General features: G+C 63.4%; 13 protein-coding genes. 5 read left to right on the top strand and 8 right to left on the bottom strand.

Annotated features, from left to right (window positions below):
• Positions 1-5: 5 nt before the first annotated feature.
• The 5 genes from X730_RS161860 to X730_RS161840 all read left to right on the top strand — a co-directional run bounded on the left by X730_RS161860 (position 6) and on the right by X730_RS161840 (position 4715).
• Positions 6-1508 carry a GMC family oxidoreductase gene (locus X730_RS161860; RefSeq protein ID WP_023825460.1) on the top strand — a complete coding sequence of 501 codons (1503 nt, stop codon included), beginning with the start codon at positions 6-8 and terminating at the stop codon, positions 1506-1508.
• A complete protein-coding gene (locus X730_RS161855) occupies positions 1505-2266 on the top strand; it encodes a 3-ketoacyl-ACP reductase (protein ID WP_023825461.1) in 762 nt (253 codons plus the stop codon). Before X730_RS161860 ends, X730_RS161855 begins: the two co-directional genes overlap by 4 nt.
• A 12-nt stretch (positions 2267-2278) precedes the next feature.
• Positions 2279-3907: a choline dehydrogenase gene (locus X730_RS161850; protein ID WP_023825462.1), complete on the top strand. Its 1629-nt coding sequence runs from the start codon at positions 2279-2281 to the stop codon at positions 3905-3907.
• A 20-nt stretch (positions 3908-3927) separates the two neighbouring features.
• Positions 3928-4245: a Dabb family protein gene (locus tag X730_RS161845; protein ID WP_023825463.1), complete on the top strand. Its 318-nt coding sequence runs from the start codon at positions 3928-3930 to the stop codon at positions 4243-4245.
• Between the two features lie 89 nt (positions 4246-4334).
• Positions 4335-4715: an MFS transporter gene (locus X730_RS161840; protein WP_023825464.1), complete on the top strand. Its 381-nt coding sequence runs from the start codon at positions 4335-4337 to the stop codon at positions 4713-4715.
• 29 nt (positions 4716-4744) lie between these two features.
• Here X730_RS161840 and X730_RS161835 read toward each other — a convergent pair whose 3' ends face one another.
• From X730_RS161835 to X730_RS161800, 8 genes are all read right to left on the bottom strand, one after another.
• Positions 4745-5590: an EamA family transporter gene (locus tag X730_RS161835; RefSeq protein ID WP_023701015.1), complete on the bottom strand. Its 846-nt coding sequence runs from the start codon at positions 5588-5590 to the stop codon at positions 4745-4747.
• A 7-nt stretch (positions 5591-5597) separates the two neighbouring features.
• Entirely contained in the window at positions 5598-6506 is a 909-nt protein-coding gene (locus X730_RS161830; protein WP_023825465.1) for an endonuclease/exonuclease/phosphatase family protein, read from the bottom strand.
• 88 nt (positions 6507-6594) lie between these two features.
• A complete protein-coding gene (locus X730_RS161825) occupies positions 6595-8148 on the bottom strand; it encodes a sodium:proton antiporter (RefSeq protein ID WP_023695635.1) in 1554 nt (517 codons plus the stop codon).
• A 149-nt stretch (positions 8149-8297) separates the two neighbouring features.
• Positions 8298-9362, bottom strand: a complete 1065-nt coding sequence (locus X730_RS161820; protein WP_023686439.1) for an ABC transporter ATP-binding protein — start codon at positions 9360-9362, stop codon at positions 8298-8300.
• Between the two features lie 30 nt (positions 9363-9392).
• Positions 9393-10184: an ABC transporter permease gene (locus X730_RS161815; protein ID WP_023825466.1), complete on the bottom strand. Its 792-nt coding sequence runs from the start codon at positions 10182-10184 to the stop codon at positions 9393-9395.
• On the bottom strand, positions 10181-11095 hold the full coding sequence (locus X730_RS161810; RefSeq protein WP_023671170.1) for an ABC transporter permease subunit: 915 nt from the start codon (positions 11093-11095) through the stop codon (positions 10181-10183). The genes X730_RS161815 and X730_RS161810 overlap by 4 nt, the downstream gene beginning before the upstream one ends.
• A 63-nt stretch (positions 11096-11158) precedes the next feature.
• The gene (locus X730_RS161805; protein ID WP_023671169.1) at positions 11159-12265 is read right to left on the bottom strand and encodes an ABC transporter substrate-binding protein; all 1107 of its coding nucleotides are present in this window, start codon (positions 12263-12265) and stop codon (positions 11159-11161) included.
• A 239-nt stretch (positions 12266-12504) separates the two neighbouring features.
• Entirely contained in the window at positions 12505-13677 is a 1173-nt protein-coding gene (locus tag X730_RS161800) for an iron-containing alcohol dehydrogenase (protein ID WP_023683212.1), read from the bottom strand.
• Positions 13678-13680: the final 3 nt, after the last annotated feature.

Below are 13680 nucleotides of genomic sequence, written 5' to 3' on the forward strand. Positions count from 1 at the left end.
TCGAGATGGTCAGCCCCGATATCGTCATCATCGGCTCCGGCATCGGCGGCGCTACGATCGCTTCCGGCCTGGCCGGCAGCGGCGCCTCGGTCCTGATGCTGGAGCGCGGCGAGCCCTTGCCGGCAACGCCGCATGCCCGCGACACGCGCTCGATCTTCGTCGATGGCCACTACCGTCCGAAGGAGATGTGGCGCGAGGCCGGCGGCGGCGCCTTCAACCCCGGCAATTACTACTATGTCGGCGGCAATTCGAAATTCTACGGCGCGGTGCTGATCCGCTACCGCAAAGAGGATTTCGCCGCCATGGAGCACTTCGGTGGCGTCTCGCCGGCATGGCCGTTTTCCTACGATGAATTCGAGCCCTGGTATTCGAAAGCCGAGCAGCTGTTTCGCGTCCGCGGCTCACTCGGCGAGGACCCGACCGAACCGTTCCACTCGATCCCCTATGCTTTCAAGCCGGTGCCCGACGAAGCGCCGATTGCGCGCGCCCGCGCCGAGCTGAAGGGACTGGGCCTGCACCCCGCCTCGCTGCCGCTCGGCGTCGACATCGACACCTGGCTGAAAGAGGGCAAGACCGGCTGGGACGCATTCCCCAACACCGCCCAGGGCAAGGTTGATGCGCAGACCGGACCGCTGACGGCTGCACTTAAGGACAGCAATATCCGACTCGAAACCGGCTGCCATGTCGAATATCTCGAAGCGTCGTCCGACGGCAAAAGCATCGCTGCCGTTCACTACCGTCAGAATGGCGAGCTGAAGAAAGTCGCGCCGAAGCTGGTCATCCTGTCCGCCGGCGCGGTCAATTCCGCCGTCATCCTGCTGCGCTCGCCTTCACCAGATGGCAAAGGCCTCGCCAACCGCTCCGACCAGGTCGGCCGCAATTTCATGAACCATAATTCGAGCGCCATGCTGGCGATCGATCCGCGCCGCAGGAACGACAGCGTCTACCAGAAGACGCTGATGCTGAATGACTACTATCTCTCCGACGGCAAAGGCGGCAAGCCGCTCGGCAACGTCCAGCTGCTCGGCAAGATCGACGGCAACATGTTGAAGGCCAACGTCAAACGCGTGCCGAAATTCGCGCTCGATTACATGGCCGGTCACGCCGTCGACTGGTATCTGATGTGCGAGGATCTGCCCGATCCGGAAAGCCGCATCATGGTCGACGGCAAGGACATCGTCATGCAATGGCGGCGCTCCAACATGCAGTCGCTGGACGGGCTGACCAGGGTGATGCGTGAGAACTTCCGCGCCTGCGGTTATCCCATCGTGCTGTCGCGTCCCTTCGACAAGCGCACGCCCTCGCACCAGTGCGGCACGGTGAAAATGGGCGACGATCCGGCGACGTCGCCGCTCGACCCTTTCTGCCGCGCCTTCGACCACCCGAACCTGTTCGTTGTCGACGCCAGTTTTTTGCCGAACTCGGCCGCCGTGAATCCGGCGCTGTCGATTGCGGCACAGGCGCTGCGCGTGGCCGAGCATATTCGCCGGACGGACCTCGCAGCATGACCCGCCCCGCAGCCATCGTCACCGGCGGCGCGCGCGGCATTGGACTGGCCTGCGCCGAGGCGCTGGCCGATGCAGGCTTCGACATTCTCGTCGCTGACCTGGCCAACGACCCCGCCAAACGGCTTGTTGAAAACATCATCGCGCGCCGCTCAAAGTTCGCTTACCACCGATGCGACATTGCCAGCCTTCCCGATCACGCATCGCTTATCGACGCCGCCACGCATGCGTTCGGCCGAATCGACTGCCTCGTCAACAATGCCGGCATCGGCGCCATGGTGCGCGGCGATCTGCTGGAGCTGAAGCCCGAGAATTTCGACCGTGCGCTGGACGTCAATCTGCGCGGCACAGTCTTCCTTAGCCAGGCCGTCGCCAAGGCGATGCTGGGGGCTCCCAGCAATCATCCGCGCTCGATCATCACCATCACCTCGGTCAGCGCCGATATGGCCTCGCCGGAACGCGCCGACTACTGCATCTCGAAAGCCGGCCTTTCGATGTGGGTGAAGAACCTGGCGCTGCGGCTTGCGCCGGAAAGCATCGGCGTGTTCGAGCTGCGGCCGGGCATCATTCGCACGGACATGACCGCGAGCGTATCAGCCAAATACGACGCGCTTATCGACAGCGGCCTGGTGCCGGCAAAACGCTGGGGCGAAGCATCGGACATCGGCGCCGTGGTGGCGACGCTTGCCGCCGGCAAGCTCGGCTTTTCCACAGGCTCAATTATCAATGTCGACGGCGCGCTCTCCGTGCCTCGACTGTAGGTGGATAGGGTTATGACCGACTACATCATCGTAGGTGCCGGCCCGGCCGGCTGCGTTCTGGCCAACCGGCTGAGCGAGGATCCAGCGAATTCCGTGCTGCTGCTCGAGGCCGGCGGCAAGGACTGGCACCCCTACATCCACATGCCGGCGGGCTTTGCCAAGATGACCAAGGGCATCGCTTCCTGGGGCTGGTCGACCGTGCCGCAGAGGCACATGCAGGACCGCGTCTTCTGGTATACGCAGGCGAAGGTGGTCGGCGGCGGCTCGTCCATCAATGCCCAGATATACACGCGCGGCAACGCTCGCGACTACGACGCATGGGACAAGGAAGAGGGCCTCGCGGGCTGGGGCTATCGCGACGTGCTGCCCTATTTCAAGCGCGCCGAGAACAACCAGCGCTTCGCCAACGATTTTCACGGCGACCAGGGGCCGCTCGGCGTGTCGAACCCGATTTCGCCGCTGCCGATTTGCGAGGCCTATTTCCGCGCCGGCCAAGAGATGGGCATCCCCTTCAACCCGGATTTCAACGGCGCTAGCCAGGAAGGCGTCGGCTACTACCAGCTGACCCAGAAGGACGCCCGGCGCTCATCCGCTTCGGTCGCCTATTTGAAGCCCATCCGCGCCCGCAAGAACCTGACAGTCCGAACCGATGTGCTGGTCACCCGCATCGTCGTCGAGAAAGGCCGCGCCATCGGCGTCGAGATCGTCGACAGGCCCGGCGGCGAGAAGACCATCATGCGCGCCGAGCGCGAAGTGATCGTCTCGTCGGGCGCCATCGGTTCGCCGAAGCTGTTGATGCAGTCGGGCATCGGCCCGGCTGATCACCTGAAATCGGTCGGCGTGACGCCGGTGCATGATCTGCCCGGTGTCGGCTCCAACATGCAGGACCATCTCGATTTGTTCGTCATCGCCGAATGCACCGGCGACCACACCTATGACAACTACGCCAAGCTGCACCGCACCGCGTGGGCCGGCTTGCAGTATCTGCTGCTGAAGAAAGGGCCGGTCGCCTCCAGCCTGTTCGAGACCGGCGGCTTCTGGTACGCCGATCCGACCGCCGCCTCGCCCGACATCCAGTTCCATCTGGGACTGGGCTCCGGCATCGAGGCCGGCGTCGAGAGGTTGAAGAACCCCGGCGTGACCTTGAACTCGGCCTTCCTGCGCCCGCGCTCGCGCGGCACGGTGCGGCTGAGCAGCGCCGACCCGGCCGACCACCCGCTGATCGATCCCAACTATTGGTCGGACCCTTATGACCGCGCCATGTCGATCAAGGGCCTCAGGCTTGCGCGCGAGATCATGCGGCAGAAGGCGCTTGCACCTTACGTGTTGCGCGAGGTGCTGCCCGGACCATCGCTCGCCAGCGATGACGAGCTGATCGACTATGCCTGCCGCACCGCCAAGACCGACCATCACCCCGTGGGTACCTGCCGCATGGGCCATGACGATATGGCGGTGGTCACACCGGACCTGCGCCTGCGCGGCATCGAGGGCCTGCGCGTCTGCGATGCCTCGGTGATGCCGCGCGTGCCTTCCTCCAACACCAATGCGCCGACCATCATGGTCGGCGAAAAAGGCGCCGACATCATCCTCGGCCGCGAGCCGCTTCCGCCGGCGGTGTTCTCCGGCAATCGGGCCGCATAGCCACTTAGGAGAACGAACCAATGATCAGACACTGCGTCTTCGTACGCTTCCTCAGCGATGTGCCCGCCACCGAGCGCACGGCAATCCACGCCGATCTCGAAGCACTGCGCTCCGTTGTCGACGGCATGGACACGGTCCATTTCAGCACCAATGTCAGCCCGGAGCCGTTCGCGCGCGGCTTCAGCCATGCCTTCACCATCGACTTCCGCGATGCCGCCGCCCGCGACGCCTATCTCGTGCATGAAGCGCATCAGCGCGCCGGCGCCCGATTGGTCGCAGCGCTCGAAGGCGGCACCGACGGGCTGATGGTGTTCGATCTCGACATTACGAAAAAGTGACCGCGCTTCTTTCGAAAGCCGGCTGACGCCTGTTCTCTTTTGCGCCCCAAGGAACATATCGTTCCCCGGGGGCGTTTAGGAGGAACGTCGTGGCTCTCACCGCGCAGGAGAAGAAAACCGTCCTTGCCTCCTTCCTCGGCTGGACGCTCGACGCTTTTGATTTCTTCCTTCTGACGTTCCTGCTCACCGATATCGCAACCGAATTCAACACTGACGTCCCGGCAGTCTCCAAAGCGTTGTTCCTGACGCTGGCGACACGCTTCATCGGCGCCTTCTTCTTCGGCAGGCTGGCCGACAAATATGGCCGCAAGCCCATTCTGATGCTCAACATCGTCAGCTATTCGGTGGTCGGCGCGCTGGCTGCCTTCTCGCCCAATCTCGTGGCTACGCGCTGGCGCTGTTTGCCGGCGTGGTCGCCGTCTGCATCATCGTCGTCATCCGCTTCAGTCCGGAACGGCGCGGACAGGTGATGACGGTGCTCGGCTGAAGTATCAGGCTCTCAGCCCAGTCTGAGGGCCACGACACCGGCGACGATGCTGAGCGCGGCGGCGCCGCGCCAGCCTGTCATTTTCTCGCCGAGCGCGAAAACCGAGATCATCATGGCAAACAGGATCGACGTCTCCCGCAACGACGCCACCGAGGCGATCGGCGCCTTGGTCATCGCCCACATGACGATCCAGTAGGCCGCGCCGCTGAGCACGCCGGTGAACAGGCCTGCTTTCCAGTCACGCGCCAGCACGGGCAGCGCCTTGGGCCCGCGAAAGATGAGGCACAGCACCAGCGCCCACGTGGCATCGCAGATGAACAGCCATGCGGCATAGCTCGTTGCCGTTGCGGCCAGCCGCGCGCCGCTGCCGTCGGAGAGCGTATAGCTGGATATGAAGATCGAAGTGCCGAGCGCAAAGCCGACCGCCCGCACATTGATCCGCTCCAGATGCGCGCCGCCGCGAAACGACATCACCAGCGTGCCGGCCGACAGCAGCAGGATGCCGAGGATGGCGAACGGCGCCGGCATCTCCTGCACCACGACAACGCCGCCGAGCGCGGTCAAAAGCGGCGCCGTGCCGCGCGCCAGCGGATAGGTCTGGGCGAAATCGCCGGCCTTGTAGGCGCCGATCAGGAAAGTCCGGTAGCCCATGTGGAAAATCACCGAGGCGATGATGAAAGGCCACACTTCGGCCTTCGGAAACTCGACGAAGGGCAGCACGAAAAGCGCGGCAAACCCCATGCCCAGTGTCATCAGCGTGATCGACAGGAAGCGATCGAGATGGACCTTGACCAGCGCGTTCCAGATCGCGTGCATGGCGGCGGCGGCTAGCACCGCGAAGAAGACGAAAAGCGTCATCGAGGGCTCACCGATCTCCTGAGCTCAAAGGCGTTTCGAGATCGATATCGATCCGGACCGGAAAATGGTCTGAAGCGATCTCGCCTATATCGGCACTGACCGAGCGCACACGGTCCGCGAACATACCGCCGACGAAGCAATGGTCGAGCCGGCGTTTTGCCACTTTCCCGTCGATCGTTTTCACATGGGTGTGGAAATCGGCAGCCGGCTCGCTAGCGACGGCAGCGGCATCAACAAAGCCGTCGAGATAAGCTGCCCCGCGATGATAGGGCGTGCTGCCGACGATGCGGCTGTATTCGGCGCTGCCAGGCTCCATGTTGAAATCGCCCATCCAGATCGCAGCTGTCGGGTTTTCCGGCTCGGCCTCGCCACTGGTCCAGTTGCGCGAAAGCTCATCGTCCGCGCCGCTCCACGGGCCGCCCTCGGACGGCGCGCGGCGATGCTCGGCCAAGAGATAGTCGATCTGCTCCAGACGCTCCTCCGCCGCGATATGGGCGAGATGCAGCGACAGGACCCTTACCGGTCCGGCCGGCGTGCGGATCATGCATTCGAGCGCGGCGTTGCGCGTGTTGAGCGGCCGCAGCGTGCGGCGCATGGGCAGCGCGTGCAGCCGCGACCAGGCGATCGGCAGCTTCGACAGCAGCATGGTGCCGAACTGGCGGCGGCGGTTGACGACCCGGCCGTCGCGCTGCTCACTGGCGTCCATGTCGAAGGCCGGGCCATAGACCCAGTAATAGCTAGGCAGCAGCTTGGACAGGACCTCCGGCTGGTCGTCCTCATTGGTGCGCTGCCAATGCCGCTCGACCTCCTGCAGCGCGATGATATCGGCGCCGTCGACCAGCTTGGTGCAGCGCGAAAGATCGTAACGGCCATCGCCGCCGAACCCGTACTGGATGTTGTAGCTGACCAGCTTCATTGCTTATCCGGCTCAATTTCGCTTTGGCAGTAGCGGTTCGGCAGATGGGTTGCAATGTACCGGCACGACGGCGGAACTGGGCCAGCGTCTATGATGTGGTCAGCGGCTGGAACCGGCCCGCCGGCGATGCCGCCAGTTCGGCCCAGTCGATCTCTTCCTCCAGCCGGTGGTAGGCTTCGTCGCCGATCGTGCCGTTGCTGCGCAACTCCTCGAGCGTGTCGCGCTGGCGGTTGATGGCATAGAGGCGCAGCCGGTCGTATTCGGTCGCGGCCTGAGCGTCCTCCGGGTTTTCCGCAATCAGGCGCTGCGCTTCATACTGTTCGCGCACGACGGCGGCGGCCGCAGATGTCTTGCGGCTCAGCACGTCCAGTGCTGCCTGCATGATGGCGACGCGCGCTTGCGCCACCTCATTGTCGACGGTTCTATCGGGGTCGAAGTTGATCCAGCGCAGCAGCGGCTTCAGCGTCATGCCTTGCAGCACCAGCGTGCCCAGCACCACCGCGAAGGCGGCAAGCACGATCGGGTCTCGGCCGGGAAAATCGGCCGGCAGCGCAATGGCGACCACCAGCGTCACCAACCCACGCATGCCGCACCAGCCGACAATGACGGCGCCGCCGAATGTCGGCAATTCCCGCCTTGCCTCTTGGCTGCCGAAGCGGGCAAGCCACCGGATGATCGCGACGTAACTCGCCACCCAGACAAGGCGCGCGACGATAACGACGACCAGCACCGTTGCGGCGAAAAGGAATGCTTCGCCTTGCCCGTCGCCGGCCAGCCTGCCAACGATCGTGCGTGCCTGCAGGCCCATCAGCACGAAAGCCAGCACGTTGAGCACGAACACGGCCGACTCCCAGACCGAATAGGTACTGACGCGGCGTCTCGCCGACGACTGGCGCGGCGCCCTGCGCGCAATGGTCATGGCATAGACGACGATGGTGATGATGGCGGAAAGGCCCAGCCTGTCGGCGATGATCCACACGGCGAAGGTTCCGGCAAACTGCACCACCGTGCTGCTCGCCGCATCCTCGATGCGGCCGAGCGACAGCAGCGAGACGCGGCCAAACAGATAGCCCGCGATCACACTGCCGATCGTTGCCAGCAGGATCACCGGAACGGCGTTGCTGAGCATGATCGTGCCAAGCGCCGCCGAAACCGCCAGCCGGTAGATCAGCAGCGCCGTGGCATCGTTGAGCAGGCTCTCGCCCTGCAGGATGGCGGTAATGCGGTGCGGTACCTTGAACTGGCTGAGCACGGCGGATGCGGCCACCGCATCCGGTGGCGCGACGATGGCGCCGAGCGCGATTGCCGCCGCGATCGGCAGGCCGGCCATCTTCCAGCCGACCAAGGCAACCACCACGGTGGTGAAGACCACGGCGCCTAGCGCCAGCAGCGCGAGCGACAGCCGGTAGCGCTTGAGGTCGCGCAGCGACGTGTCATAGGCGGCGTCGAGAAGCACCGGCGCGATGAACAGGGCAAGCGCCAGCTCCGGATCGATCTCGATCGTCGGCGCACCGGGTACGAAGGCAATCGCGACGCCGGCCAGAGCCAGCAGGGACGGATAGGGAATTTCCAGCCGCCGCGACAGCGCCGTCAGCGCGACGGCAGCCAGAAGCAGGATGAGGGTAAGTTCGAATAGCGCCATGGCCCATCGTAGCGGCGAAGCGGCATCATGGGCAGTGGCTGGATGGCAAGATGCTGTTGATTATCCAGCACTCGGGGTCCGGCAATGATACGGCCGTTCATCGCGCCAGCTTGAATCGACCGCCTCGGTCGCCCCAGGATGCTGCTTTGCTAGTGCAGCACCAGCATATCGCTCGATGAGAACGATATGTCGGCCTTCTCGCCGACAGCCGGCGGTGGCGTTGCCGGGCTGTTGAAGGTGTCGAGCGACACCGTGTTGCCGCCGATGCCGACGCGAACGCGAATGACCGAGCCGAGGAAGTGCACTTCGGAGATTTCGCCCGACAGGCTTGAATCGCGACCGGGCTGGCGTCCGAGCGAGATCGCCTCGGGACGCAGCGCCAGCGACAGCGTGTCGCCCGACTTCGAGCCGTTGAGCTTGCCCTTGAGCGAGACTTCCTGCGTGTTGACTTGCACCGTGCCGGCCGCGGCGTCAGTGACCTTGCCTTCGAGCACGTTCAGCGTGCCGACGAAGTTGGCGACGAACTTGGTCGCCGGCCGGTTGTAGATCTCGAACGGCGTGCCGACCTGCTCGGCCTTGCCGCCATACATCACCGCGATGCGGTCGGAGATCGACAGCGCCTCTTCCTGGTCATGGGTGACGAAGATGGTGGTGATGCCGAGCTTCTTCTGGATCGAGCGGATTTCCTCGCGCAACGACACACGTACCTTGGCGTCGAGCGCCGACAGCGGCTCGTCGAGCAAAAGCAGCTTCGGCTTCGGCGCGATGGCACGCGCCAGCGCGATGCGCTGCTGCTGGCCGCCGGAGAGCTGGTAGGGATAGCGGTCGGCCATCTGCGGCAGCTTGATGATGTCGAGCATCTCGGCCACGCGTCTGTCGATGTCCGCCTTGGGCATGCCGGCGACCTTCAGGCCAAAGCCGATGTTTTGCGCCACCGTCAGGTTGGGGAACAGCGCATAGGCTTGGAACACCATGCCGACATTGCGCTGGTTGGGCTTTAGCCTCGTGATGTCCTTGCCTGCGACGACGATCTTGCCCGCCGACGGCTCTTCGAAACCGGCGACCATGCGCAGCACGGTGGTCTTGCCGCAACCCGATGGCCCAAGGAAGGATACGAACTCGCCCGGCTCGACATCAAGATTGAAATCTTCGACCACGGTGGTGGCGCCGAAGGATTTTCGCACATGCTGGATGGAGAGGAATGGTTCGGCCATGGCTTTTTCTTTCGATCAGTACTTTGTCGATCAGTTCGGGCGGTTCGCCGATCTCGGCGCGAAACGGGACAGGATCTGGATCAGCGACATACAGCCCCAGGTGATGGCGAAGGCGATGATGGCAAGCGCCGCCGGCTCATAGGCGCGGTTGGCGCCAACGTTTTGCAGATAGGGGCCGAAGGCGGGCCGGTTGAGCAAGCTGGCCATGGTGAATTCGCCAATGACGATGGCGAAGGTAAGGAAGGCGCCCGACAGCACGGCGATCAGCACATTGGGCAGGATCACACGACCAATGATCGTGCCCCAACCGGCGCCAAGGATCTGCGCCGCTTCGGTCAGCGTCCTGACGTCGATGGTGCGCAGTCCGGTATCGACCGCGCGATACATGTAGGGCAGCGCCAGCATTGCATAGCCGATGACCAGCAAGGCATTTGTGCCCATGTCGGTCGCCAGGAACGGCAGCGTCGAATTCGAACCGTACATCCTGATATAGCCGAAGACGATGACGATGGCGGGAATGACCAGCGGCAGCAGCGTGATGAACTCTACGATCGGCCGCAGTTGCGGCAGGCGCAGTCGAATCCAGTAGGCGGCGGGCACCACGATCAACACGCCCAGAATGATGGTGAAGATGGCGGCAAGCACTGAGTAGCCAAAGGTCGCCTGAAAACGAGGGTCGCCAAGCACGATCTGATAGGCGTCGAAGGAATAAGCGCCGCGCCGCATGCGCAAGGAAAATTCCACCGTCGCGATCAGCGGAATGAAGAAATAGGCCGCGCCCAGCCCGAAGACGACCCAGGCCCAGAATTTTCCGGACTTCATTTCAGCCACCTCTCCGAGCGCGTCCGGAACCAAATGTAGAAGACATTGGCCAGCCCGGTGATGACGATCATGCCGAAGGCGATCGCATAGCCGAGATGGGCATTGTGCAGCACGTCACCGCGTATCTGCGCATAGAGCAGGATCGGTACGATGTTGAGTGAAGAGCCGGTCAGCGCATAGGCGGTGGCGATGGCGCCGAAGGCATTGGCGAAGAGCAGGATGACCGTGCCGAGGAAACTCGGCCAGATCACCGGGATGACCACCATGCGCCAGTATTGCGTCTGGGTGGCGCCAAGCGTCGCCGCAGCCTCGCCCCACTCCTTCTTCAAGCCGTCGATCGCCGGCGTGATGATGACCACCATTAGGGGAATCTGGAAATAGACATAGGTCAGCGTCAGGCCCCAGAACGATAGGATGTTGAAGCCGTGCGCATAAATGTTGAGGCCGAACACGGTGTTGAGCAGCACCGTGGCGAGACCGAGGCGTCCGAGCGTGGCGATGAAGGCGAAGGCCAGCGGTACGCCGGCGAAATTGGAAGCCACGCCGGAGAATGTCAGCGTCGCCGAACGTATCCACTCCGGCAGGCCGCCGCGCACGATGGCGATGGCGATGCCGAGACCTGCGAAGGCGCCGATCAGCGACGAGGAAAGGCTGACCTTGAGCGAGATCCAGTAGGCGGCGACAATCGATGGCTGCGCCAGTGCTGCTATGTTTTCGAACGTGAATTCGCCGGCATCGTTCTGGAATGCACCCAGCATCAGATAGAGCGTGGGTAGGATCAGGAACATGATGGCGAAGATGAAGAATGGCGCAACGCCGAGCCATTGCGTCGGCAGTCGCATTGCACGCGCCTCGCTGGGGGGCGCGGTCTTCCCGGCAACTGCGTGATCGGAAAGCGAGATATCTGTCATGCGCCGGCTACCGTCTCCGAGGAACACCGGGCGGCCGCGAGGCCGCCCGGTTGGTTTCAAGCCTTACTTGACGTTGGCGCCGACGACGGCATCCCAGTTCTTGGTGACGGCTTCCTTTGCCTTGCCCTGCTCGTCCAGCGTCGGGAACACCGCGGCAGCGTAAGCCTCGGCCGGCGGCAGCTTGGCCATCACGTCCGCCGGGAGCTTGCCGTTCTTGGCAAGATCGTTGAAGCGGATCGGGTGGCAATAGCCCTTCAGCCAGCCGATCTGGCCTTCGTCGGAGTAGAGATACTCCAGCCAGAGCTTGGCAGCGTTCGGATGCGGTGCGAAAGCACTGATCGCCTGCACATAGACGCCGGCAACGACACCGGTCTTGGGCACGACGACGTCGACGGGCGGATTGCCCTTCAGCGTGTCGCGACCGGCAAGTGCATTGTAATCCCAGGTCACCAGGATCGGCGTCTGGCCTTGTGCCAGGGTCGCCGGTTTGCCGATGACCGGCACGAAATTGCCGGCGGCGTTAAGCTTCTTGAAGAAGTCGAGACCAGCAGTGCCAGCAGCTTCGCCGGCAGCCGCACCACCGGAAATGCCGGCCGCGTAGACGGCCTGGATGGCCTGGTTCGAGGCGCGCGGGTCGCCGGCAAGCGCCACGGTGTTGGCGAATTCCGGCTTCAGCAGGTCAGCCCAGTCAGCAGGCGCTTCCTTGACGAGGTCCTTGTTCACCAGGAAGGATAGCACGCCATAGTAGTCGCCGGTCCAGTAACCATCGGCATCCTTGGCGCTGTCGGGGATCGAGTCCCAGGTCGACACTTTGTAGGGCTGGATCAGGCCGTCAGCCTTGGCGGTCGGGCCGAAGGACAGGCCAACGTCGATGACGTCGGGCGCCTGCGGGCCCTTGTTGTCCTTGTTGGCCTTGATCGCCTCGACCTCGTCGCCGGAGCCGGCATCGGGGTTGAGTTCGTTGATGGTGATCTCAGGATACTTTGCCTTGAAGCCGTCGATGACGGCGCCGTAGCCGCACCAGTCATGCGGCAGCGCGATGGTCGTGAGCTGGCCTTCCTTCTTCGCAGCGGCAACCAGTTCATCCATGGACTGGGCCGACGAGATAGCAGAGGTCGCCATGAGGGCGACGGCCGAAAGGGAAAGCACTTTCCCTGTGAACTTGAACATGTGTTCTCTCCGTTGAACTGGCGTCCTGGACGCCTGCGATGCGGTATCGGTTTCATATGACAGCCAGATGAAAGCTTTTTGAAACTGGCCCCCGGCGGTACGAAAAGTTAACTCTTTTTAACCGGCTGTAGCAATTAGCCTCGACTTAATTTCCCGGCTAATGGTTTATTGCCTTGCTTTTTGCCCCCTTGCCCTTCCTTTCCCTTCGTTTTTAGATCACGTCCGGCGCAGAAACCGCCTCAGACAGTGCCGGCGATAGTGTTCTCGAGCAGCGTCAGCGCCGCCTTTTTGGTCAGCCTGACCGGGTTGCCGCCGGCGGTCGGATCGACCACCGCCATGTCGGCGATCAGCCCTTTGCGCTTCTTGTCCATGTCGAGCCCCTTGATCAGATCGGGCAGCGCATGCGGCACCTTCAATTCCTTGCGCAGCTTGATGATCGCTTTGGCAAAGCCGTCGAAGCCACCCTTGATGCCGCAATAGGCAGCGAGCCGGGCAATCCGCTCCTCGATGGAGTCGCGATTGAAGGCCAAGACATAGGGCATGAACACCGCATTCGTCATGCCGTGATGGGTGTCGTAGAGCGCGCCGATCGGATGCGACAGCGAGTGGATGGCGCCAAGACCCTTCTGGAAGGCGGCAGCACCCATGGCGGCCGCACTCATCATGTGGGCGCGCGCGACAAGGTCCTTGCCGTTGGCGTAGGCCTTGGGCAGGTTCTCGAACACCAGGCGCACACCTTCCACCGCAATGCCGTCGGCCATCGGGTGATAGCCCGGCGCGCAATAGGCTTCGAGGCAGTGCGCCAGCGCATCCATGCCGGTGCCGGCGGTGATGAAGCCGGGCATGCCGACCGACAGTTCCGGATCGGCAATGACGATTGCCGGCAAAAGCTTCGGATGGAAGATCACCTTCTTAGTGTGCGTCGCCTCATTGGTGATGACGCCGGCACGCCCGACTTCCGAGCCTGTGCCGGCAGTGGTCGGCACGGCTATGATCGGCGCGATGGCATCCGAATTGGCGCGCGTCCACCAGTCGCCGACATCCTCAAAGTCCCAGATCGGCCGCGTCTGGCCGGCCTGGAACGCGATCAGCTTGCCGAGATCGAGCGCTGAACCGCCGCCGAAGGCGATGACGCCGTCATGCTTGCCCTTCTTGAACACGGCGATGCCGGCGGTGAGGTTGGAATCGACCGGGTTCGGCTTCACCTCGGAGAACACGCCATAGGATACCTTGGCGTCGTCGAGGATTTTCAGCGTCGAAGCGACGACCGGCAGTTTCGCCAACCCCGGATCGGTGACGAAAAGCGGCCGCTTAATGCCGGTGGCAGCGAGCACCTCAGGCAGTTCCTTGATGCGCCCGGCGCCGAAGCGGACGGTGGTCGGGTAGTTCCATTTGGAGATCAGCTTGGACATGTC

The sequence above is a fragment of the Mesorhizobium sp. L103C131B0 genome (assembly GCF_000502275.1).
Taxonomy (GTDB): Bacteria; Pseudomonadota; Alphaproteobacteria; order Rhizobiales; family Rhizobiaceae; genus Mesorhizobium.